Source organism: Pseudomonas sp. R32, from assembly GCF_009866705.1.
Classification (GTDB): Bacteria; Pseudomonadota; Gammaproteobacteria; order Pseudomonadales; family Pseudomonadaceae; genus Aquipseudomonas; species Aquipseudomonas donghuensis.
The window spans coordinates 5,163,978-5,184,104 of record NZ_CP019396.1 but is presented as its reverse complement, the minus strand read 5'-3'; the positions used below and the strand labels follow the sequence as shown (position 1 = coordinate 5,184,104).

At 63.5% G+C, this 20,127-nt stretch carries 18 protein-coding genes; 9 read left to right on the top strand and 9 right to left on the bottom strand.

Annotation, left to right across the window (positions count from 1 at the left end):
- Positions 1 to 137: 137 nt before the first annotated feature.
- From waaF to PspR32_RS23950, 7 genes are read left to right on the top strand one after another with little or no spacing between them, the layout of a single operon-like run.
- Positions 138 to 1,187, top strand: coding sequence for a lipopolysaccharide heptosyltransferase II (gene waaF, locus PspR32_RS23980; protein ID WP_036995029.1), 1,050 nt, complete (start codon positions 138 to 140; stop codon positions 1,185 to 1,187).
- The gene (gene waaC, locus PspR32_RS23975; RefSeq protein WP_010221382.1) at positions 1,188 to 2,246 is read left to right on the top strand and encodes a lipopolysaccharide heptosyltransferase I; all 1,059 of its coding nucleotides are present in this window, start codon (positions 1,188 to 1,190) and stop codon (positions 2,244 to 2,246) included.
- The gene (locus tag PspR32_RS23970) at positions 2,246 to 3,370 is read left to right on the top strand and encodes a glycosyltransferase family 4 protein (protein ID WP_159389255.1); all 1,125 of its coding nucleotides are present in this window, start codon (positions 2,246 to 2,248) and stop codon (positions 3,368 to 3,370) included. Before waaC ends, PspR32_RS23970 begins: the two co-directional genes overlap by 1 nt.
- Positions 3,367 to 4,173 carry a lipopolysaccharide core heptose(I) kinase RfaP gene (rfaP, locus tag PspR32_RS23965; RefSeq protein WP_036995030.1) on the top strand — a complete coding sequence of 269 codons (807 nt, stop codon included), beginning with the start codon at positions 3,367 to 3,369 and terminating at the stop codon, positions 4,171 to 4,173. The genes PspR32_RS23970 and rfaP overlap by 4 nt, the downstream gene beginning before the upstream one ends.
- Positions 4,173 to 4,907, top strand: coding sequence for a lipopolysaccharide kinase InaA family protein (locus PspR32_RS23960; RefSeq protein WP_159389254.1), 735 nt, complete (start codon positions 4,173 to 4,175; stop codon positions 4,905 to 4,907). The genes rfaP and PspR32_RS23960 overlap by 1 nt, the downstream gene beginning before the upstream one ends.
- Positions 4,904 to 5,656 (top strand): lipopolysaccharide kinase InaA family protein, encoded by a 753-nt coding sequence (locus PspR32_RS23955; protein WP_010221387.1) that lies wholly within the window; start codon positions 4,904 to 4,906, stop codon positions 5,654 to 5,656. The genes PspR32_RS23960 and PspR32_RS23955 overlap by 4 nt, the downstream gene beginning before the upstream one ends.
- Positions 5,656 to 7,098, top strand: a complete 1,443-nt coding sequence (locus tag PspR32_RS23950; RefSeq protein ID WP_159389253.1) for a lipopolysaccharide kinase InaA family protein — start codon at positions 5,656 to 5,658, stop codon at positions 7,096 to 7,098. Before PspR32_RS23955 ends, PspR32_RS23950 begins: the two co-directional genes overlap by 1 nt.
- Positions 7,099 to 7,131: 33 nt before the next feature.
- Here PspR32_RS23950 and PspR32_RS26245 read toward each other — a convergent pair whose 3' ends face one another.
- The 7 genes from PspR32_RS26245 to PspR32_RS23920 all read right to left on the bottom strand — a co-directional run bounded on the left by PspR32_RS26245 (position 7,132) and on the right by PspR32_RS23920 (position 15,248).
- A complete protein-coding gene (locus PspR32_RS26245) occupies positions 7,132 to 7,305 on the bottom strand; it encodes a hypothetical protein (protein ID WP_174242312.1) in 174 nt (57 codons plus the stop codon).
- A complete protein-coding gene (locus PspR32_RS23945) occupies positions 7,302 to 8,435 on the bottom strand; it encodes a PepSY-associated TM helix domain-containing protein (protein ID WP_010221390.1) in 1,134 nt (377 codons plus the stop codon). Before PspR32_RS23945 ends, PspR32_RS26245 begins: the two co-directional genes overlap by 4 nt.
- 8 nt (positions 8,436 to 8,443) lie before the next feature.
- Positions 8,444 to 10,870 (bottom strand): TonB-dependent siderophore receptor, encoded by a 2,427-nt coding sequence (locus tag PspR32_RS23940; RefSeq protein ID WP_036995033.1) that lies wholly within the window; start codon positions 10,868 to 10,870, stop codon positions 8,444 to 8,446.
- Positions 10,871 to 11,027: 157 nt separating this feature from the next.
- On the bottom strand, positions 11,028 to 11,993 hold the full coding sequence (locus PspR32_RS23935) for a FecR domain-containing protein (RefSeq protein WP_010221392.1): 966 nt from the start codon (positions 11,991 to 11,993) through the stop codon (positions 11,028 to 11,030).
- On the bottom strand, positions 11,990 to 12,508 hold the full coding sequence (locus tag PspR32_RS23930) for an RNA polymerase sigma factor (protein ID WP_010221393.1): 519 nt from the start codon (positions 12,506 to 12,508) through the stop codon (positions 11,990 to 11,992). Before PspR32_RS23930 ends, PspR32_RS23935 begins: the two co-directional genes overlap by 4 nt.
- A gap of 95 nt (positions 12,509 to 12,603) precedes the next feature.
- Positions 12,604 to 13,314 carry a 3'-5' exonuclease gene (locus tag PspR32_RS23925; RefSeq protein WP_100783190.1) on the bottom strand — a complete coding sequence of 237 codons (711 nt, stop codon included), beginning with the start codon at positions 13,312 to 13,314 and terminating at the stop codon, positions 12,604 to 12,606.
- Positions 13,311 to 15,248, bottom strand: a complete 1,938-nt coding sequence (locus tag PspR32_RS23920) for a DUF294 nucleotidyltransferase-like domain-containing protein (RefSeq protein WP_159389412.1) — start codon at positions 15,246 to 15,248, stop codon at positions 13,311 to 13,313. Before PspR32_RS23920 ends, PspR32_RS23925 begins: the two co-directional genes overlap by 4 nt.
- A 235-nt stretch (positions 15,249 to 15,483) precedes the next feature.
- Here PspR32_RS23920 and PspR32_RS23915 point away from each other — a divergent pair, with 235 nt between their 5' ends.
- Positions 15,484 to 15,924 (top strand): response regulator, encoded by a 441-nt coding sequence (locus PspR32_RS23915; RefSeq protein ID WP_010221396.1) that lies wholly within the window; start codon positions 15,484 to 15,486, stop codon positions 15,922 to 15,924.
- Between the two features lie 34 nt (positions 15,925 to 15,958).
- On the opposite strand, the gene PspR32_RS23910 is transcribed toward PspR32_RS23915, so the two are convergent.
- Complete coding sequence (locus tag PspR32_RS23910) at positions 15,959 to 18,136, bottom strand: malate synthase G (RefSeq protein ID WP_010221397.1); 2,178 nt, start codon at positions 18,134 to 18,136, stop codon at positions 15,959 to 15,961.
- Positions 18,137 to 18,571: 435 nt separating this feature from the next.
- On the opposite strand from PspR32_RS23910, the gene PspR32_RS23905 reads away from it, so the two are divergent.
- Positions 18,572 to 19,090 (top strand): glycine cleavage system protein R, encoded by a 519-nt coding sequence (locus PspR32_RS23905; RefSeq protein WP_010221398.1) that lies wholly within the window; start codon positions 18,572 to 18,574, stop codon positions 19,088 to 19,090.
- Positions 19,091 to 19,188: 98 nt separating this feature from the next.
- Here PspR32_RS23905 and rarD read toward each other — a convergent pair whose 3' ends face one another.
- Positions 19,189 to 20,076, bottom strand: coding sequence for an EamA family transporter RarD (gene rarD / locus PspR32_RS23900; RefSeq protein ID WP_010221399.1), 888 nt, complete (start codon positions 20,074 to 20,076; stop codon positions 19,189 to 19,191).
- Between the last annotated feature and the right edge of the window lie 51 nt (positions 20,077 to 20,127).

Below are 20,127 nucleotides of genomic sequence, written 5' to 3'. Positions count from 1 at the left end.
AGGCACCAGGACGCCTGCCACGACCACAGTACAGCCCGAGTGGCGTACACTGGTCGACATATAGCCTGAATATAAAGAGGGGAGGCCAGGCTGTTCGCGAACAGTTTGCAGCCTCCCTGATCGTTTCTGGATAAAGCATGAGAATTTTGATCATTGGCCCCAGCTGGGTGGGCGACATGGTAATGGCGCAGACGTTGTTCCAGTGCCTGAAGCAGCGTCACCCGGAATGTGTGATCGATGTGCTGGCCCCCGAGTGGAGCCGGCCGATCCTTGAGCGCATGCCCGAAGTCCGCCAGGCCTTGAGCTTCCCGCTCGGCCACGGCGCGCTCGAGCTGGCTACGCGCCGGCGTATCGGCAAGTCCCTGGCCGGCCAGTACGACCAGGCGATCCTGTTGCCCAACTCGCTGAAGTCGGCGTTGGTGCCGTTCTTTGCCGGCATCCCCAAGCGTACCGGCTGGCGCGGCGAGTTGCGTTTCGGCCTGCTCAACGACGTGCGCAAGCTCGACAAGGCCAAGTACCCGCTGATGATCGAGCGCTTCATGGCCCTGGCCTATCCGGCCGGCGCCGAACTGCCGCAGCCGTACCCGCGCCCGCGCCTGCAGATCCAGGCACAGAGCCGCGACGCGGCCCTGGCCAAGTTCGGCCTGAGCCTGGACCGCCCGGTACTGGCGTTGTGCCCTGGCGCCGAATTCGGTGAAGCCAAGCGCTGGCCGTCGGAGCATTACGCCAAGGTTGCGGAGAGCAAGATCCGCCAAGGCTGGCAAGTCTGGCTGTTTGGTTCGAAGAACGACCACGCGGTCGGCGAAGCCATTCGTGGGCGCTTGATCCCGGGCCTGCGCGAAGAGGCGAGCAACCTCAGCGGCGAGACCTCGCTGGCCGAGGCCATCGACCTGTTGTCGTGCAGCGATGCGGTGGTGTCCAACGATTCCGGGCTGATGCACGTGGCTGCGGCGCTGAACCGTCCGCTGGTGGCCGTTTATGGCTCGACCTCGCCAGGCTTCACCCCGCCTCTGGCCGATCAAGTCGAGGTGGTGCGCCTGGGTCTGGACTGCAGCCCCTGCTTCGACCGTACCTGCCGGTTCGGCCATTACAACTGCTTGCGTCAGCTGGAGCCGGAAGCCGTGGAAGCTGCGCTGCAGCGCCTGAACGGTCCGAACCTGATCGACGTCATGGCCGAGGTCGAGTAAGTGCGGGTACTGCTGATCAAGACTTCGTCCCTGGGCGATGTGATCCATGCGCTGCCGGCGCTGACCGACGCTGCCCGGGCAATCCCTGGCATCCGCTTCGACTGGGTGGTCGAAGAAGGCTTTGCCGAGATCCCCAGCTGGCACCCGGCGGTAGACAAGATCATCCCGGTGGCCATCCGCCGCTGGCGCAAGAACCTCTGGCAAACCTTTAAGAGCGGCGAGTGGCGCCAGTTCAAGCAGCGTCTGCGCGAGAGCAAGTACGACCTGGTGATCGACGCCCAGGGCCTGGTCAAATCGGCCTGGCTGACCCGTTACGTCAAGGCGCCGGTGGCCGGCATGGACCGCTATTCGGCCCGTGAAGGGCTGTCGAGCCGTTTCTACGACCGGCGTTTGTCGGTGGAGCGCGGCCAGCATGCGGTGGAGCGGGTGCGCCAGCTTTTCGCCCTGGCGCTGGGCTACAACCTGCCGGCCGGGCTCGGTGATTACGGTCTGGACCTCAATCGCCTGCAGCTGCCGCCAGCGGCGCCGTTCGTGGTGTTCCTGCACGGTACCACCTGGGCGACCAAGCATTGGCCGGAAGCCTACTGGCGCCAGTTGGCCGAACGCCTCGGCCAGCAAGGCCTGCAGGTACGCCTGCCGTGGGGCAACGCGGCCGAGCAGGCGCGGGCCGAGCGCATCGCCAAGGGCCTGAGCAACTGCCAGGTGCTGCCCAAGCTGAACCTGGTCGGAGTCGCCCGCGTACTGGCCGCAGCCAAGGCCTGCATTGCCGTGGATACCGGCCTCGGCCACCTGGCGGCGGCACTGGATGTGCCGACCCTGTCGCTGTTCGGCCCGACCAACCCGGGGCTCACTGGTGCCTATGGCAAATCCCAGGTGCATATCGCCAGCGATTTTGCCTGCGCGCCGTGCCTGCAGAAGAAATGTACCTACAAACCGAGCGCTGATGACCAGCGCCGGTTCGATCTCAAACGCGAGTGGCCGCTGTGCTTCACTCGCCTGAATCCCGAGCGTGTGGCGAGCCAATTGCGCGCGTTGCTGCTGGCTGAGGATGTTCGTTGATGCAACTGGCTTTTGTTCTATACAAGTATTTCCCCTTCGGCGGCCTGCAGCGCGACTTCATGCGCATTGCCCTGGAGTGCCAGCGTCGCGGTCACCAGATCCGCGTCTACACGCTGATCTGGGAAGGCGATGTGCCGGAGGGCTTCGAAGTGCTGGTGGCGCCGGTCAAGGCGCTGTTCAACCATCGGCGCAACGAGAAGCTCAGCGCCTGGATGGGCGCGGACCTGGCCAAGCGCCCGGTCGATCGCCTGATCGGCTTCAACAAGATGCCCGGGCTGGACGTGTACTACGCCGCCGACGGCTGCTTTGAAGACAAGGCGCAGAACCTGCGCAACTCGCTGTACCGGCGCTGGGGCCGCTACCGGCACTTTGCCGAGTACGAGCGGGCAGTGTTCGCCAAGGAGGCCAGGACCGAGATCCTGATGATCTCCGAGGTTCAGCAACCGCTGTTCATCAAGCATTACGACACCCCGATCGAGCGCTTCCACCTGCTGCCACCGGGTATCAGCCAGGATCGCCGGGCACCGGCCAATGCCGCCCAGATCCGTGCCGAGTTCCGCCGCGAGTTCGAGCTGAAAGACGATCAGCTGCTGATGGTGCAGATCGGCTCGGGCTTCAAGACCAAGGGCGTCGACCGCAGCCTCAAGGCCCTGGCGGCCTTGCCACCGGCCTTGCGCAAGCGCACGCGGCTGATGGTCATCGGCCAGGACGACCCCAAGGTGTTCCAGCTGCAAAGCGCGACCCTCGTCCTGACCGAGCAGGTGCAGTTCCTCAAGGGCCGCAGCGATATCCCGCGCTTTCTGCTCGGCGCCGACCTGCTGATCCACCCGGCCTACAACGAAAACACCGGCACCGTGCTGCTCGAAGCGCTGGTCGCCGGGCTGCCGGTACTGGTCTCGGCCGTGTGCGGCTATGCCCATTACATTGCCGAAGCCGACAGCGGCCTGGTGCTCGATGAGCCGTTCGAGCAGGAGCAGCTCAACCGCTACCTGCAGCGCATGCTCGAAGACGGCCAGGCACGCGCCGCATGGGCGCGCAATGGCCTGGCATTTGCCGACACGGCCGACCTCTACAGCATGCCCGAGCATGCTGCCGACGTGATCCTGGCGCAGGAGCGCGCATGAAACTGATACTGGCTGAGCCGTTCAAGCGCCTGTGGGCCGGGCGCGATGCCTTCGAGGCCGTCGAGGCCTTGCAAGGCGAGGTGTACCGCGAGCTGGAAGGCCGCCGTACCCTGCGCACCGAAGTCGAAGGCCGCGGCTATTTCGTCAAGATCCACCGCGGCATCGGCTGGGGCGAGATCTTCAAGAACCTGTTCACCGCCAAGCTGCCGGTGCTCGGCGCCGGCCAGGAGTGGCAGGCAATCCAGCGCCTGCATGAAGTGGGCGTGCCGACCATGACCGCAGTGGCCTATGGTGAGCGTGGTGATAACCCGGCTGCCCAGCATTCGTTTATCGTCACCGAAGAACTGGCGCCGACCGTCAGCCTCGAAGACTTCAGCATCGACTGGGTCAAGCAGCCGCCCGCGCCGCGTCTCAAGCGTGCGCTGATCGCCGAAGTGGCACGCATGACCGGCATGATGCACCGCGCCGGGGTCAACCACCGCGACTGCTACATCTGCCATTTCTTGCTGCACACCGACCGGCCGGTGACGGCCGATGATTTCAAGTTGTCGGTTATCGACCTGCACCGCGCCCAGACCCGGGCGAAAATCTCCCACCGCTGGCGTGACAAGGACCTGGCCGCGCTGTACTTCTCGGCGCTGGACATCGGCCTGACCCGGCGCGACAAGTTGCGCTTCTTGCGTGGTTACTTTCAGCAGCCGCTACGGCAGATCCTCGCCGAGGAAGCCGGGCTGCTGGCCTGGCTGGAAGGCAAGGCGCAGAAGCTCTACGAGCGTAAACAACGGTACGGAGACGCGCTCTGATGGCGGGTTGGAAACTGGAGCCTGCCTACCAGGCCCTGGCGACGGATTTTGGCAGTATCGAAGCGGTGTTCGCCCTCAAGGGCGAGCGCCTGACCCACGACCCGCTGAGCGAAGTGATCCGTGTCGAGCGCGAGGGGGTCAACTATTACGTCAAGCGCTATACCGGCGCTGGCAAAGGCCTGCGCCGCTACCTCGGGCGCCCGCGAATCAAGGCTGAATGGCAGAACCTCAAGCAGTTCGCCAAGTGGGACATTCCCACCGCTGAAGTGGTCGCCTTCGGCCTTGAGCGTAATGGCCTGGCTTTTGGCCGCGGGGCGATGATCACCCGCGAGCTGCCGCGCACCGAAGACCTCTCGGCGCTGGCCGAGCGCAACGATGCACGCCTGGCCGATCGCGGCTGGGTCGACCACATCAGCCGTCAGCTGGCGCGACACACGCGGATCATGCATGACCACCACTTCACCCATAACGACCTGAAGTGGCGCAACCTGCTGGTGGATGACCAGGCCACGCTATTCTTCATCGACTGCCCGACCGGCGATTTCTGGTGGGGCTTCATGCTGCGTTACCGCATCACCAAAGACCTGGCGTGCCTGGACAAAGTGGCCAAATATCACTTGTCGAACACCCAGCGACTGCGCTTTTACCTGCAGTACCGCGGGCGCGAGCGTCTGAATGAATCGGACAAACGCCGCATTCGCCATGTGGTGACGTTTTTCGAGGGACGCGAATGACTGATTTTCTCTCCAGTGCCGATGTGGCGCTGCTTGAGCGCCATGGCCTCAACGGTTTCGATCAGCTGTGGGCGCTGCAGCTCGATGCGGTGGACGAGCCCAACACCGGCCGTGGCGGCTGGAGCAGCGTCTATCGCCTGGAGCTTGAAGGCAAGGGCTATTACCTCAAGCGCCAGAGCGACTACCTGACCCGCACCTTGCACCGACCGTTCGGCGAGCCAACCTTCGCCCGCGAGTTTCGCAATATCAGCCGCTACCAGAAGCTCGGTATCCCTGCCTTGCAAGCGGTGTACTACGGCGAGCGCAAGGTCGAAGGCGAGCGTCGGGCGATCCTCATGACCCGTGCCCTGGATGACTGGAGCGATCTGGACAGCCTGCTGGGGCAGTGGCCACAACTGGACATCGGCCAGCGCCAGGGCATCCTGCGTGCCTGCGGGCAACTGGCGCGTACCCTGCACACCGCCAACCAGGTGCATGGCTGCTTCTACCCCAAGCACATCTTCCTGCGCAGCCGCAGCGACAGCTGGCAGGCGCAACTGATCGACCTGGAGAAGACCCGGCCATTGTTGCTGGGCATGCGCGACCGGCTCAAGGATCTTGAGCCGCTGTTGCGCCGGGCACCGATCTGGAGCGAAGCTGAAGTGCGGGTGATGCTCTCGTCCTACCTGGACCAGCCCACCGATAGCCCGCTGGTTGATACCTGGCTGCAGCGCCTGACGCGCCGCCGCCGTGAGAAAGAGGCTCGCTGATGCGATTGTCCGAACTCAAGGATGCCGGGCGCAGCCCGGACCTGCCCCTGAACATCAGCCTGGCCGACGCCGCTGGCAGCGCCGAGCTGCAGTTGCTCAGCCTGCTGCGGGTGCTGCCGGGCCAGCGCTATGTTGGCGCCGGGATCTGGCGTGGCAAGCCGGTGTTGGCCAAGTTGCTGGTCGGCAGCAGCGCCGCCCGGCATTTTCAGCGTGAACTGGAAGGTGCGCGGCTGCTGGCGGCCCAGGGCCTGACCACGCCGCTGCTGCTGGCCGATGGTTTGCGCGAAGGCGAGGGCGGTTGGCTGCTGTTCGAGTTTCTCGAAAACGCCGTGAGCCTGGCCGATGCCTGGGCTGAAGTCGAAGCCCTGCCGCCGCTGGCCGATGAACAGCACCTGGTGCTCGGCGAAGCCCTGACGGCGGTGGGGCAGATGCACGCCAAGGGTCTGTGGCAGGACGACCTGCACCTGGACAACCTGCTGCGCCATAACGGCCAGCTGTATTTGATCGATGGCGCCGGGATCAAGGCCGAAACCCTTGGCCAGCCGCTGTCGCGCCAACAGGTGTTGCAGAACCTCGGGGTATTGTTCGCCCAGTTGCCCAAGCGTCTGGAGCCCTTTATCGAAGAGCTGCTGGTGCATTACCTGCTGGCCAACGCCGAGCACGCGCTGCCGCTGGAAGCCCTGCAGAAGCAGATCGACAAGGTGCGCAGTTGGCGTCTGAAGGACTACCTCGACAAGGCCGGGCGCGAGTGCACGCTGTTCAGCGTCGAGCGCGGCGCGTCGGGCCTGCGTTCAATTCGTCGCAACGAAGTGGTCGCCATGCTGCCGGTGCTGGAGCAGGCCGATACCCTGATCGACCAGGGCCACCTGTACAAGACCGGCGGCGCCGCCAGCGTGGCCAAGGTTGAGGTCAATGGCCGGCCACTGGTGCTCAAACGCTATAACATCAAGAACACTGCCCATTGGTTCAAGCGCTTCTGGCGCCCGAGCCGGGCCTGGCATTCGTGGATCGAAGGGCATCGCCTGGAGTTTCTCGGCATTGCCACGCCCAAGCCGCTGGCGGTGCAGGAGCTGCGCTTCATGGGCTTGCGCAGCCGCGCCTATCTGGTCACCGAGTACGCTGATGGCCCGGATCTGTTGGCCTGTTTCGCGCCGTATGTCGAATCCGGCGAGGTGCCCGAGGAGCAACTGCAGGCCTTGCAGCACCTGCTCGCTCAGTTGATCCACGAGCGCATCAGCCACGGCGACATGAAGGGCCACAACCTGTTCTGGCAGGACGGCCAATGGTCGCTGATCGATCTGGATGCCATGTGTCATCACGCTACCCAGATGAGCTTTGCCCAGGCTTTTGCCCGTGATCGGGCGCGGTTGTTGCGCAACTGGCCCGCTGGCAGTGCGCTGTACAAGCGCCTGGATGAGTGCCTGCCGAAGCTGGCGGACTGATAAAACCGCATCGCGGGGCTTGCCCCGCGATTGCTATCGAGCCAAGCCGCGCAAGCTGTACTGCGCTGGCAAGCCCAACCCCGCCCAGGCCAGGGCATCCCACCAGCCATCGCCAAGCAAGGCGGCAAACAGCCCCAGCGCGCCCACCAGGGCTATCGCCACTGGCATGCCGAACACGCTCCAGAAGCTTGACGACTTGCGCTTCATTGCACCGTCTCCGCTTGTGCCACAGCAACCGGCTTGCTGGCCCGTCGGCGCACTACCCACAGGTACACCCCGCTACCCAGCACGATGATGGTCAGCACATCCAGCACTGCCCAGAGAACTTGCATCGGCCGGCCGCCGTAGTCACCGAAATGCAGTGGCTGCGACAGGCCCATGGCGTCCATGTACCAGGGCCGGTCGCCGATGGCGGTGACTTCAAGGTTACTGGCGTCGATCAGCACCGGGGTCAGCAGGTGTGCGGTCAGGTGGGTGCTGCCCTTCATGAACACCGCATAGTGATGCTCGCTGGAGAAACGCGTGCCGGGGAAGGCGATGAAATCCGGTTGCATGCCTGGCGCGGCTTGCGCAGCGATATCCAGAACCCGACTGACCGGCGCCAGCTCCGTTAGCGGCGGTGCATCGCGGTAAGGCGCGACCATCGCCGTCAGGCTTTCGTTGCGCCACGCCGCGATGACCAGATCCGACAGGGCGCTGATGACCCCGGTAACCCCAACCACCAGCGCCCAGGTCAGGGTGACGATGCCGATCAGGTTGTGCAGGTCGAGCCAGCGCAGGCGCGTGGACTTGTCGTTGCGCACGGTAGCGAACTTCAGCCGGCGCATGAATGGCGCATAGAGCACCACGCCGGAGACGATCGCCACTACGAACAACAGGCCCATGAACGCCAGCAGCAGCTTGCCGGGCAGCCCGGCGAACATGTCCACATGCAGGCGCAGCATGGTCATCATGAAGCCGCCGTTGGCCGAAGGCATTTCCACCGCTTCGCCGCTGCGTGCATCGAGCATGAACGTGTGCGACGAATTCGGTTCGGTGCCTGCGGTGGCGGCCATGATTGCGATCACGCCGTTGCTGTCGTCCTCATCCCAGCCGAAGTACTGCATCACCTCGCCAGGGCGATGGGCCTGGGCCTTGAGCACCAGTTCCTGCAAATCGAGCTTGGGTGTGTCGGCCGGCATCTGCTTGAGCTCGGGGGCATCGCCCAGCAAGTGGTCGATCTCGTGATGGAAGATCAACGGTAAGCCGGTGACTGCCAGCATCAGCAGGAACAGGGTGCAGATCAGGCTGGTCCAGGTGTGGACGAAGGACCAGCGACGGATGGTTCGGCTGTTCATCCGCGGCCTTAGAATTTGTAGTTGACGCTGGCAACGACGTTGCGCTCGTCACCGTAGTAGCACCAGTAGCCGTCGCAGTTGGCCAGGTAGTCCTTGTTGAACAGGTTCTTGGCTTCGACGGCGACGGTCATGCCTTTGAGCGTGCTGACCTTGCGGCCCAGGTCGTAGTGCACCGACGCATCGTAGACGGTGTAGGAGCCGACATACCCGAGATCGGTGTTGGTGGTGTTGCCGTAGTTGTCACCGACATAACGCACGCCACCGCCGACGCCAAAGCCGTCGAGCAGGCCGTTGTGCCAGGTGTAGTCCGCCCACAGGGTCGCCTGGTTGCGCGGGATCAGCGCCATGCGGTTGCCTTGCTCGTTGGCCGCACCCTTGAGGATCTCGGTGTCGGTGTAGCTGTAGGAGCCGATCAGCTTGAGGTTTTCGGTCACCTGTGTGGTGGCCTCCAACTCAAGGCCGCGGACCTGCAACTGGCCAACCTGCTGGGTAATGTTGCCTTCGGTGACTTTCACGTTGTCCTGGCGCAGGTCATACACGGCAGCGGTGTAGAGGTTCTGGCTGCCAACCGGCTGGTACTTGATGCCGACTTCGTATTGGCGGCCTTCGGTCGGTTTGAACGAATCCGTGGAGGCGACGGCGGCGCCGGTAGTTGGCTGGAACGACTCGGTGTAGGAGATGTACGGGGTCACGCCGTTGTCGAACACGTAGCTCAGGCCGATGTTGCCGGTAAAGGCCTTGTCGCGTTCGGTGCTGGTCGCATCGTTCTGATTGTGGAAGGTGGTGCCGGTGTGTACCCAGTCTTCACGCCCGCCCAGGGTCAGGCGCCAGTTGTCGAGGGCGATCTGGTCTTGCACGTAGAAGCCGGTCTGGCGGGTTTTCTGGCCGTAGTCGTACATGGTGAAGTAATCCACCTTGGAAAAGTCCTGGCCGTACGGCGGGTTGATCACATTGCCTGGCGGTACGCTGTAGCTCAGACCGTAGTCCCAGCGGTAGTTGGTGTTCGAGCGCTGGTGGTCGAGGCCGATCAGCAGGGTATGGCTCAGGGCGCCGGTCTGGAAGTCGGCCTGGAAGTTGTTGTCGACGGCGAACTGGCTGATGTCTTCGTTGACGATGCCGGTCTCGCGAGGAACGGTGCCGTCAGGCTGGATCGTGTCGTTGTTCATAGTCGCGACGTTGATGCCCTGGAACGACAGGTCGCTCTTGGTGTAGCGCAGGTTCTGACGGAACTGCCAGACATCGTTCAGACGGTGCTCGAAGGCATAGCCCAGGGCGTAGTAGGTGCGATCGTAGAATTCCCAGTCCGGGTCGCCGAGGTTCTTGTGATGGGAGATGTCGCCGGCCGGCGAGCCCAGCTTGGTGCCCTGCAGCGGCAGGAACTGGCCACTGATACCGGTATCGTCACGGGTGAACTGGGTGATGAAGGTCAGGCTGGTGTCTTCATCCATGTTCCAGGTCAGGCTTGGCGCAAGGTTATAGCGCTTGTCCGGGACATGGTCGGTTGGCGAGTCACTGTCGCGGACGACGCCGCTGACGCGGTAAAGGAACTGGCCGTCGTCATCGATTTTGCCGGTGCTGTCGAAGTTGATCTGGCGATGGTTGTTGCTGCCAACCTGCGCTTCGATCTGGTGGGCGCTTTGCGCCTGGGGGCGGCGGCTGACCATGTCGAGCATGCCGCCGGGTGGGGTCTGGCCGTAAACCGACGATGCCGGGCCGCGCAGCACGGCGATGCGCTCCAGGTTCCATGGCTCGACTTTCGGGTTGGCGAACGAGCCTTTGGGCAACGGCAGGCCGTCAAGGAACTGGGTCGGGTCGAAACCGCGTACCCGCAGCCAGTCGGCGCGGGGGTCGGAGGCGTAGCCGCTGCTCTGTACGCCGGCGGTATAGCGCAAGGCGTCGTTGAGGTTGAGGATCTGGCGGTCGTCCAGTTGCTCGCGGGTGATCACGCTCATCGAGCGCGGCACTTCAACGATCGGTGTATCGGTTTTGGTACCGGCTGCGGTGCGGGTGGCGGTGAAGCCGGTGGCCGGGCCCCAGGCGCTTTCGTAGTCGCTGCGGGCGTTGACGCTGGTTTCCGGCAGGGCCAGGGTGCCTTCGGGGGCGGCGATCAGGCTGTAGGTGCCGGCGCTGCTCTGCTGCAGTTGCAGGCCGGTGCCGCGCAAGGCCGCTTGCAGGGCGCCGACGCCGTCGTACTGTCCGCTGACCGGCGCCGAGGTGCGGCCGCTGGCCAGGCTCGGGTCCAGGGTCAGGGCGATGCCGGCCTGGCTGGCGATCTGGTTGAGCGTGGTCGACAGCGGGGCGGCGGGCAGGTTGTAGCTGCGCAGGCTGGCCGATTGTTCGGCGGCAATCAGCGGGCTGCTCGCCAGAGGTGCTGCCAGGGCAATGGCCACGGCCAGCAGGCCGGGACGCAGAACGTTCTCAAAAGCGCGGGACATACAGCGGCTCCTCGACGGAAGTAAGTGCTAACTAGCTTCCTTGCCGAGTGAGTTGGGAAAAGTGTCAGGGGGTAGTGGAAATAATTTCGATTTTTATTACAGGCTGCTTTCGGGGCAAGCCAGCTCCTGTAGGAGCGGGCTTGCCCCGCGATAGGGCTCAGTGCGTATCGCGTTTAGCCACCACCGTCACCCACCACGGTGTACGTTGCTCGATCTGCACCGGTAAGGTCGGCAGCAACGAGGTCAGTGCCAGGTCGGTATTGTTGAGCGGGAAGCTGCCGCTGATGCGCAGGTCGGCTACATCCGCAGCAACCCCCAGATGCCCGCTGCGATAGCGCCCCAGTTCGTCAATCAGATCGGCCAGGCGTACGTTGTCGACCACCAGCATGCCGCGGGTCCAGGCATCGGCACCGGCGGCCAGGCTATCGATGCGGCCCAGGCGGTCGTGACTCATCAGCACTTGTTGGCCTTCCTTGAGGATCTGCTCGTCGCCACTGTCCTGTGGCCGGGCAGCCACCGCCGACTGCAGCACGCTCAGGCGCGTGCCCTGGCCTTCGAGCTTGACCAGAAAGCGCGTACCCAGCGCCCGCATGCGGCCGTCTTCAGTGCTGACCACGAACGGCCGATCATCCTTGTGGCCGGTCTCGATGGAGATTTCGCCTTCGTGCAACACGATCAGGCGTTGTTTCTCGTCGAAGCGGATGTCCACTGCCGAATGGGTGTTGAGGCTGATCAGGGTGCCGTCGGTCAGGCGCAGGGTGCGCTGCTCGCCAGTGCCGGTGCGCTGGTCGGCCAGCCAGTAGCCTAGCGACTGATGGGCATTGACCCAGCTCAGCAGGCCAACCACCAGCATCAGGCTGGCCAGGCCACCGCCTAGCTTGCGCACCCGCTGGCGCAGACCGGCGCGGGACTGCAACAGGGCCTGGCGCGCAGGGCCGGCTGCGGCACTGAAACGCTGGTCGAGCATGCCCAGTTGCATCCAGGCGCGGGCGTGCTCTTCGTTGGCGGCATGCCAGCGGGCGAACTCGGCGCGCTCATCGGCGTTACCAGTGCCCGAGTCCAGGCACAGCTGCCAAGCGATCGCGGCATCCAGCACGCGCGCCGAAACCGGCTTGTTGTTCATGTCGGCTCACCATACAGCGCCACATAACACTGGCGCAGGCCCTGGGCCAGGTACTGGCGTACCCGTGAGACGGAAACACCCAGGCGCTCGGCAATCTCGGCATGGCCCAGGCCGTCCAGGCGGTTGTACAGGAAGGCCGCCCGTGCCTTGCTCGACAGCTTGCCGAGCAGGCGGTCGATGGCCTTGAGGTCTTCGAGGATCAGCTGCTGTTGTTCAGGGGAGGGATGCTCGGCCTCGGGCATCAGCATCAACTCGGCCAGATACGCCTGCTCCAGTGCTGCACGGCGAAAGTGGTCGAACAGCAGGCCTTTGGCGATGGCCAGGAGGAACGCCCGGGGTTCGCGCGGCGCAGGCAATTGCGCGCGCCCGAGCAGGCGCACGAAAGTGTCCTGGCTCAGGTCTTCGGCGCGCTCGGCGCAGGCGATGTTGCGCCGCAGCCAGGCGAGCAGCCAACTGCGATGGTCACGGTACAGCGCACCGACCAGCTCAGTGTGTGGGCTTTGCACAGACGACAAGGCGTTCCCCGAAAAGATGCGTTAACTAACGAGAATTATTCGCGATTGTCGCAGAAGCTCCCCATCAGACGCAATTCACACTCATCGGATGATGCTTAAAAGCCATGACTTTGTTGCCGACGCCTGCGCAGCCGCTGCAGTTGCTGGTCAAGCAGCGCCGGGCTGTCCAGTTGCTGGCGCCGAGCCTGGCTGAACAGGATCAGCGCCAGCTCGGCAGTCACCATGGCATCGGCACTGGCGTTATGGCGCTCGGCGGCTTGCAGGCCGAAGTAGGCGGTCCAGTCGTCCAGCCCGGCTTCGCGCAGGGTGACCTGCGGGTTGAGCAGGGGGGCCAGCTCGGCGACATCCAGGAACGGATGCTGCAGGCGATAGCCCAGGTGGTCTTTCAGGGCGCGGCCGAGCATGCGCTGGTCGAAGGGCGCATGAAAGGCCAGCAGTGGGCTGTCGCCGATAAAGTCCATCAGCGCGAGCAGGGCTTCGGCCGGCTCGCAACCTGCAGCGATGGCACTGGGGCCCAGGCCGTGGATCAGCACGCTGGAGGTGAGCTTGTGATCGCGCTGGTTCAGCGTGCGCTCGAACTGCTGACTGAAGTCGATGGCGCCGTCTTCGATCACCACCGCGCCGATCGACAGCACCTGGTCACGGTTGAGATTCAGGCCGCTGGTTTCCAGGTCGAGCACTACCCAGCGCTGCTGGCGCAGGCTGTGTTCGGCCAGTGGTGCCGGGGCCGTCAGTTGTTCCACGCGCTGGCGCAGGTGTTCGTCGAGCCGCGGTTGGCTGGGGCGTAGCCAGGCAAACAGGCTCATAGCTGGTACCGCAGGGCCAGGCTGCTTTGCAGGCGCTGGGCCTGGCGCAGGGACTCGCGCAGGATGCGCCGGTCCAGGTGGTTGAGGCTGTCGGGGTCGACCCGGTTGGAGTACGGCAGGTTTTGCCGGCTCTGCAGTTGATGTTGCTGCATGCGGGTTTGCTGGATGAAGTGGTAGGCCTCCTCATAAGCGGCGCCGTCGAGCGGGTCGATCACTTCCTTGGCCACCAACTGGCGCAGGCGCTCCAGCGTGTTGTTGGCAACGATGCCATTGGCCAGGGCCAGCAGGCGTGCGCCATCGACAAACGGCGTCAGGCCCTGAACCTTGAGGTCGAGGGTGGCGGCTTTGTCATTGCCCTGGCGGGTCAGCACGAACTCACGAAAGCGCCCCACCGGCGGCCGCTGACGCCGGGCATTCTCGGCCATCATGCGCTGGAACAGACGGTTGTCGGCCACTTGCTCGAGGATGCTCTGGCGCAGTTGTTCACAGGCCTGTTCATCGCCCCAGACCACTCGCAGGTCAAAGTAGATGCTTGAAGCCAGCAGGTTTTCCGGCGTGGCTTCGCGAATGAAAGCGGCAAAGCGCCGTGCCCACTCAGCGCGGGACAGGCACAGCTCGGGGTTGCCGGCCATGATGTTGCCCTTGCACAGGCTGAAGCCGCACTGCGCCAGGCCCTGGTTGATGTGTTGGGCCAGCGGCAGCAGGCGGCCGCGAATGTCGGCGGCATGGGCAGCATCGCGTGCTTCGAAAATAATGCCGTTGTCCTGGTCGGTGTGCAGGGTCTGTTCGCGGCGCCCTTCACTGCCAAAGCAAAGCCAGCTGAACGGCACGCCCGGGTCGCCCTTGTCTTCGATCGCCAGCTCGATGACCCGGCATACGGTATGGTCGTTGAGCAGGGTGATGATCTGGGTGATCTGCGTAGACGAAGCACCGTGGGCCAGCATGCGCTCGACCAGCTGGCTGATCTCGCCGCGCAGCGACACCAGGTTTTCGACTCGGCTGGCATGGCGGATGGTGCGTGCCAGATGGACCAGGTCGACCCGTTGCAGGGAGAACAGGTCACGCTCGGACACCACGCCGCACAAGCGCCGCTCTTCGACCAGGCAGACGTGGGCAATATGCCGCTCGGTCATGGCGATGGCAGCATCGAAGGCGCTGGCCTGCGGGCTCAGGTAGAAAGGCGAGGTGGTCATGTGCCGGCTGATCGGCTGGGTGAAGTCGGCGCTGGCATCGGCCACCACCTGGCGCAGGTCGCGCAGGGTGAAGATACCGATCGGGAAGCGTTGCTCATCGACAATGGCAATGCTGCCGACCTGCTGCTCGTGCATCAGGCGTACGGCCTCACGCAGCGGCGTGGCCGGATCGCAGACCACCGGATGACGCATGGCCAGTTCGCCCAGGCGGGTGTTCAGTGAATACTGGTTGCCGAGGGTTTCCACCGCGCGGCGCTGGACCTGCTGGTTGACTTGATCGAGCAGGCTGCTGACCCCGCGCAGGGCAAAGTCGCGAAACGCTTCGGACAGGGTGAACAGGCGGATGAACGCGGCCTTGTTCAATTGCAGGCAGAAGGTGTCTTCGCCGGCCAGGTGTTCGGTGCGGGTAGCCCGTTCGCCGAGCAGGGCGGCCAGGGGGAAGCACTCGCCGCTGGTGATCTCGAACGTGGTTTCGGTGCCGGGGCGGGTGACGTGCTGGCGCTCGCCGACCACCCGGCCTTGCTTGACGATGTAGAAGTGCTCGACCGGACCGTCGCTGGGCTTGATGATGCTGTCATTGGCCGCATAGAAGCGCAGTTGGCACTGTTCGACGAGAAACGCCAGGTGGGCGTTCTCCATCTGATTGAACGGTGGAAAGCGTTGCAGAAACTGCATGGTCCCCTGGATGTTCTGCATCACTGCAGTCTTTCCTGCCTGGGCGAAGGCGTCCATTTTGCTCATGAGCATTACCGCGTCTTTGTGTCGAGCTGTGACCATCGACCTTGTTGTTTTCGTTGTTCATGGTCGGTCGCGGGCTGCTCAGTGCCCATTGGACGTAAGTCTATAAACTGCGTCAGGGAGTTGAAGTGCTGCGTCATGTGTCAATTACCCGACGAAAGGCAGTTTGCAACTAATCTCAATGCAGTCTGAACTTGATTCAAAGGACATTTAGCAGGTCATTGATGATGAGACAGCCATGTCCGACCACGAAAACATTCTGAGCGAGGCCGAGCGTGAGGCGCTGGCCTCGGTAACGGCGCGGTCGGCGGCGCCGAAGGTATTGATCGTTGATGACAACCGGGTGGCCCGCGAAGCGTTGGCCAGGTACCTGAGTTCCAAGCGGTTCAAATGCCTGACCGCCGACAGCGGCCAGCAGGCACTGGAGTGTCTGGACAAGGAGCGGGGTATTGGCCTGGTGATCACCGACCTGCGCATGGGCACGTTCGGTGGTCTGGAGCTGATTCGACACATACGCGACTCGGAGCGCGCGGCGATGCCGATCATCATTGTGTCAGGGGCTGCGGATGTGAAGGACGCCATCGAGGCGATGCACTTGAGCGTCGTCGACTTTCTGCTCAAGCCGATCGATCTGGACAAGCTGGTGAGGTTGGTGCGCAGGGAACTGGGGATTTCTTAGACAGGGATGGGGCTGCAAAGCAGCCCCGAGGATGTTACAGACCGTTCTTGGCCTTGAACTCACGACGACGACGATGCAGTACCGGCTCGGTATAACCGTTCGGTTGCTTGGTGCCTTCGACGACCAGTTCGACTGCCGCCTGGAAGGCGATGTTGTTGTCGAAGTCCGGTGCCAGCGGGCGGTACAGCGGGTCGTTGGCGTTCTGCTTGTCGACCACCGGCGCCATGCGCTTGAGGCTTTCAAGGATCTGCGCTTCAGTCACCACGCCATGACGCAGCCAGTTGGCCAGCAACTGCGCGGAAATCCGCAGGGTGGCGCGGTCTTCCATCAGGCCGACATCGTTGATGTCCGGCACTTTCGAGCAGCCCACACCCTGGTCGATCCAGCGCACCACATAGCCGAGGATGCCCTGGGCATTGTTGTCCAGCTCGTTGCGCTTTTCTTCGTCCGACCAGTTGGTGTCGGTCGCCAGCGGGATGGTCAGGATGTCATCGACCGAAGCCGGTGCACGCTTGGCCAGTTCCGCCTGGCGGGCGAATACGTCAACCTTGTGATAGTGCAGGGCGTGCAGGGCCGCGGCGGTCGGCGACGGCACCCAGGCGGTGTTGGCACCGGCCAGTGGGTGGGCGATCTTCTGCTCGAGCATGTCGGCCATCAGGTCCGGCATGGCCCACATGCCTTTACCGATCTGGGCGCGGCCTTGCAGGCCGGTGGCCAGGCCGATGTCGACGTTGGAGTTCTCGTAGGCGCCGATCCACTTCTGGGTCTTCATGGCGCCCTTGCGCACGACGGCGCCGGCTTCCATGGAGGTGTGGATCTCGTCACCGGTACGGTCGAGGAAGCCGGTGTTGATGAACACCACGCGCTCGCTGGCAGCTTTGATACAGGCCTTGAGGTTGACCGTGGTGCGGCGCTCCTCATCCATGATGCCGACCTTCAGGGTGTTGCGCTTGAGGCCCAGGGCATCTTCGATACGGCCGAACAGCTCGTTGGTGAACGCGGCTTCTTCCGGGCCATGCATCTTCGGTTTGACGATGTACATGGAGCCGGTGCGGCTGTTCTTGCGGCTGGTGTTGCCGTTGAGGTTGTGGATCGAGGCCAGGCTGGTGACCAGGCCATCGAGGATACCTTCCGGCACTTCGTTGCCGTCTTTGTCGAGAATGGCATCGATGGTCATCAGGTGACCGACGTTACGCACGAACAGCAGCGAACGGCCGTGCAGGCTGAGCGAACCACCGTTTGGCGCGGTGTATTCGCGGTCCGGGTTCATGGTCCGGGTGAAGGTCTGGCCCGCTTTGCTGACGCTTTCAGCCAGGTCACCTTTCATCAGGCCCAGCCAGTTGCGGTAGATCACCACTTTGTCGTCGGCGTCGACGGCGGCGACCGAGTCTTCGCAGTCCATGATGGTGGTCAGGGCGGCTTCCATCAGCACGTCCTTGACGCCGGCGGCGTCGGTCTGGCCGACCGGGGTGCTGGCGTCGATCTGGATCTCGAAGTGCAGGCCGTTGTGCTTGAGCAGGATCGCGGTCGGCGCCGAGGCGTCGCCCTGGTAACCGATCAACTGCGCATCATCGCGCAGGCCGCTGTTGCTGCCACCCTTGAGGGCGACAACCAACTTGGCGCCTTCAATGCGGTAAGCCGTGGAGTCGACATGGGAGCCGGCGGCCAATGGCGCCGATTCGTCGAGGAAGGCGCGGGCGAAGGCAATCACCTTATCGCCGCGAACCTTGTTGTAGCCTTTGCCTTTTTCCGCGCCGCCGGCTTCGCTGATGGCGTCAGTGCCATACAGCGCGTCGTACAGCGAACCCCAGCGGGCGTTGGAGGCGTTCAGGGCGAAGCGCGCATTCATCACCGGCACGACCAGCTGCGGGCCGGCCATGCGGGCGATTTCGTCATCGACGTTCTGGGTCGAGGCCTGGAAGTCTGCAGCTTCTGGCAGCAGGTAACCGATGTCCTGAAGGAAGGCCTTGTAAGCCACGGCATCGTGAGCCTGGCCTTTGCGCGCCTGATGCCAGGCGTCGATCTGCGCCTGCAATGCGTCACGTTTGGCCAGCAGTGCTTTGTTCTTTGGAGCGAGGTCGTTGATGATCTTTTCCGCACCCACCCAGAATTGCTCGGCGCTGACGCCGGTTCCGGGAATGGCTTCGTTGTTCACGAAGTCGAACAGGACTTTGGCGACCTGAAGGCCACCGACTTGAACGTGTTCAGTCATTGCTTGCCTCACTCTGCTCAGCTATTCAGCTCTTCTATTTAAGCCTTGCGCGCTTCTCTAAACACGGTACCAGAACATGCCCTCGCGGGCGGCTGGGTGCGGCCTGCCAGACAGGCTGGCGGGCGTTGGCGTATTTTCACAGGCGCCTTGGCAGACATCGATCCAACGTTTTGTAGTCCGCGCTGCGGCATACTACATGATGCGCTGCGGTTGTGAAAATTAGACTAAATACGTCGTTCTGCGACCAATTGGTCGCATGGGGTCACGCTGGGAGTCGGTATGTTCTCAAAAAACAGGCAGATTGTTCCAGATAAATCTTGAAACAGTACACGATTAGTCATTCGAAGCTCCTGCGGCAGGTTGCCGCGCCTTGCCTATACTTTCTCCGCGCCCTTTGATTTCAGGGGCTGAACGTTAAATGCAGAGGGTTGCCGCGTGGATCATCTCGTATTGACAGTGATCGCCCCCGACAAGGCCGGGCAGGTCGAGCGTATCGCTGAATGCATTGCCGAGCATAACGGTAACTGGTTGGAGAGCCGCATGTCGCGGATGGCCGGGCAATTTGCCGGCATTCTCAAGGTCGCGGTACCGGCCGAGTCCTACGATGAACTGGTCGAGGCGCTACAGGCCTTGGGCAAGCACGATATTCGTGTCTTGATTGCCGAAAGCGGTATCGAGCCGTCCTGCACCTGGAAGCCGATCGCCATGGAGCTGGTGGGCAATGACCGCCCCGGTATCGTCCGCGACATCACCCGGCTGCTGGCCGATCAGGGCGTCAACGTCGAGCGCCTGACCACCGAGGTGCGCCCGGCGCCGATGAGCAGTGAGCCGCTGTTCCATGCCGATGCCTTGCTGGCGGTGCCACTGACGCTGTCGCTGGATGTCCTGCAGCACAAACTGGAAGCGCTGGCCGACGACCTGATGGTGGAATTGAACCTGCGCCCTGAGGATTAGTTATCCCGGTTTATCGGGGATGCGCCTGTGGATAACCTTGGGAGATGTCGCTACAGGCCACAAATTGCGTGGCCTGCAGCGCTTCGTGCATTTTTTGATCAGCTGCGCCGGCGCAGGCTCAACCAGGCATCCACGCTATACAGCGCCAGGCCTGCCCAGATGAACATGAAGGCCACCAGGGTGCTGCTCGACAGGTGCTCGTCAAACAGCCACACCGCCTGCAGCAATACCAGGGTGGGGGCCAGGTACTGCAAGAAGCCCAGGGTGGTGTAGGGCAGGTGCCGCGCGGCGGCGTTGAAACACACCAGGGGTACCAGCGTGACTGGCCCTGCGGCTATCAGCCAGAGCGCTTCGCTGCTGGTATAGAAGCTTGCCTGGGCACTATGCGCCATGGGGTTGAGCAGCATCCAGCCGATGGCCAGCGGCACCAGCATCCAGGTCTCGACCACCAGCCCGGGCAGGGCGGCTACCGGCGCCTGCTTGCGGATCAGGCCGTAGAAGCCAAAGCTCAGTGCCAGCACCAACGACACCCAGGGCAGGCTGCCCACTTGCCAGACCTGCTGGGCCACCCCGAGTGCGGCCAGGCCCACGGCAATCCACTGCAGGCGGCGCAAGCGCTCCCCGAGCAGGAGCATGCCGAGCAGCACGTTGACCAGCGGGTTGATGTAGTAGCCCAGGCTGGCTTCGAGCATGCGCCCGTTGTTCACCGACCACACGTAGGTCAGCCAGTTGCCGGCGATCAGCGAGCCGCTCAAGGCCAGGATCGCCAGGCGTTTGGGGTTTTCGCGCAGTTCGCGCAGCCAGCCCGGATGCTTCCAGACCAGCAGCAGCAACGAGCCGAACAACGCCGACCAGAGCACCCGGTGGACGATGATTTCCACTGCGGGGACGCTTTGCAGCGCTTTGAAGTAGAGCGGGAACAAGCCCCAGATGATGTAGGCGCTCAGGCCCAGGATGTACCCGCGGCGCGGGTTGGCGGCGTGCATGCAGATTCCTTGCTTAGGCAGCTATCTAAAAGCAGGGGGCTATTGTAGACA

Excerpts from the sequence above, each read along its gene's own strand:
- PspR32_RS23910 (WP_010221397.1), bottom strand. The coding sequence starts at position 18,136 with ATGACTGAACACGTTCAAGTCGGTGGCCTTCAGGTCGCCAAAGTCCTG.
- PspR32_RS23935 (WP_010221392.1), bottom strand. The coding sequence starts at position 11,993 with ATGAACAACAAGCCGGTTTCGGCGCGCGTGCTGGATGCCGCGATCGCT.
- PspR32_RS23920 (WP_159389412.1), bottom strand. The coding sequence starts at position 15,248 with ATGAGCAAAATGGACGCCTTCGCCCAGGCAGGAAAGACTGCAGTGATG.
- PspR32_RS23955 (WP_010221387.1), top strand. The coding sequence starts at position 4,904 with ATGACTGATTTTCTCTCCAGTGCCGATGTGGCGCTGCTTGAGCGCCAT.
- PspR32_RS23950 (WP_159389253.1), top strand. The coding sequence starts at position 5,656 with ATGCGATTGTCCGAACTCAAGGATGCCGGGCGCAGCCCGGACCTGCCC.
- PspR32_RS23970 (WP_159389255.1), top strand. The coding sequence starts at position 2,246 with ATGCAACTGGCTTTTGTTCTATACAAGTATTTCCCCTTCGGCGGCCTG.
- PspR32_RS23945 (WP_010221390.1), bottom strand. The coding sequence starts at position 8,435 with ATGAACAGCCGAACCATCCGTCGCTGGTCCTTCGTCCACACCTGGACC.
- PspR32_RS23960 (WP_159389254.1), top strand. The coding sequence starts at position 4,173 with ATGGCGGGTTGGAAACTGGAGCCTGCCTACCAGGCCCTGGCGACGGAT.
- PspR32_RS23940 (WP_036995033.1), bottom strand. The coding sequence starts at position 10,870 with ATGTCCCGCGCTTTTGAGAACGTTCTGCGTCCCGGCCTGCTGGCCGTG.
- waaF (WP_036995029.1), top strand. The coding sequence starts at position 138 with ATGAGAATTTTGATCATTGGCCCCAGCTGGGTGGGCGACATGGTAATG.
- rarD (WP_010221399.1), bottom strand. The coding sequence starts at position 20,076 with ATGCACGCCGCCAACCCGCGCCGCGGGTACATCCTGGGCCTGAGCGCC.
- PspR32_RS23925 (WP_100783190.1), bottom strand. The coding sequence starts at position 13,314 with ATGAGCCTGTTTGCCTGGCTACGCCCCAGCCAACCGCGGCTCGACGAA.
- PspR32_RS26245 (WP_174242312.1), bottom strand. The coding sequence starts at position 7,305 with ATGAAGCGCAAGTCGTCAAGCTTCTGGAGCGTGTTCGGCATGCCAGTG.
- PspR32_RS23915 (WP_010221396.1), top strand. The coding sequence starts at position 15,484 with ATGTCCGACCACGAAAACATTCTGAGCGAGGCCGAGCGTGAGGCGCTG.
- rfaP (WP_036995030.1), top strand. The coding sequence starts at position 3,367 with ATGAAACTGATACTGGCTGAGCCGTTCAAGCGCCTGTGGGCCGGGCGC.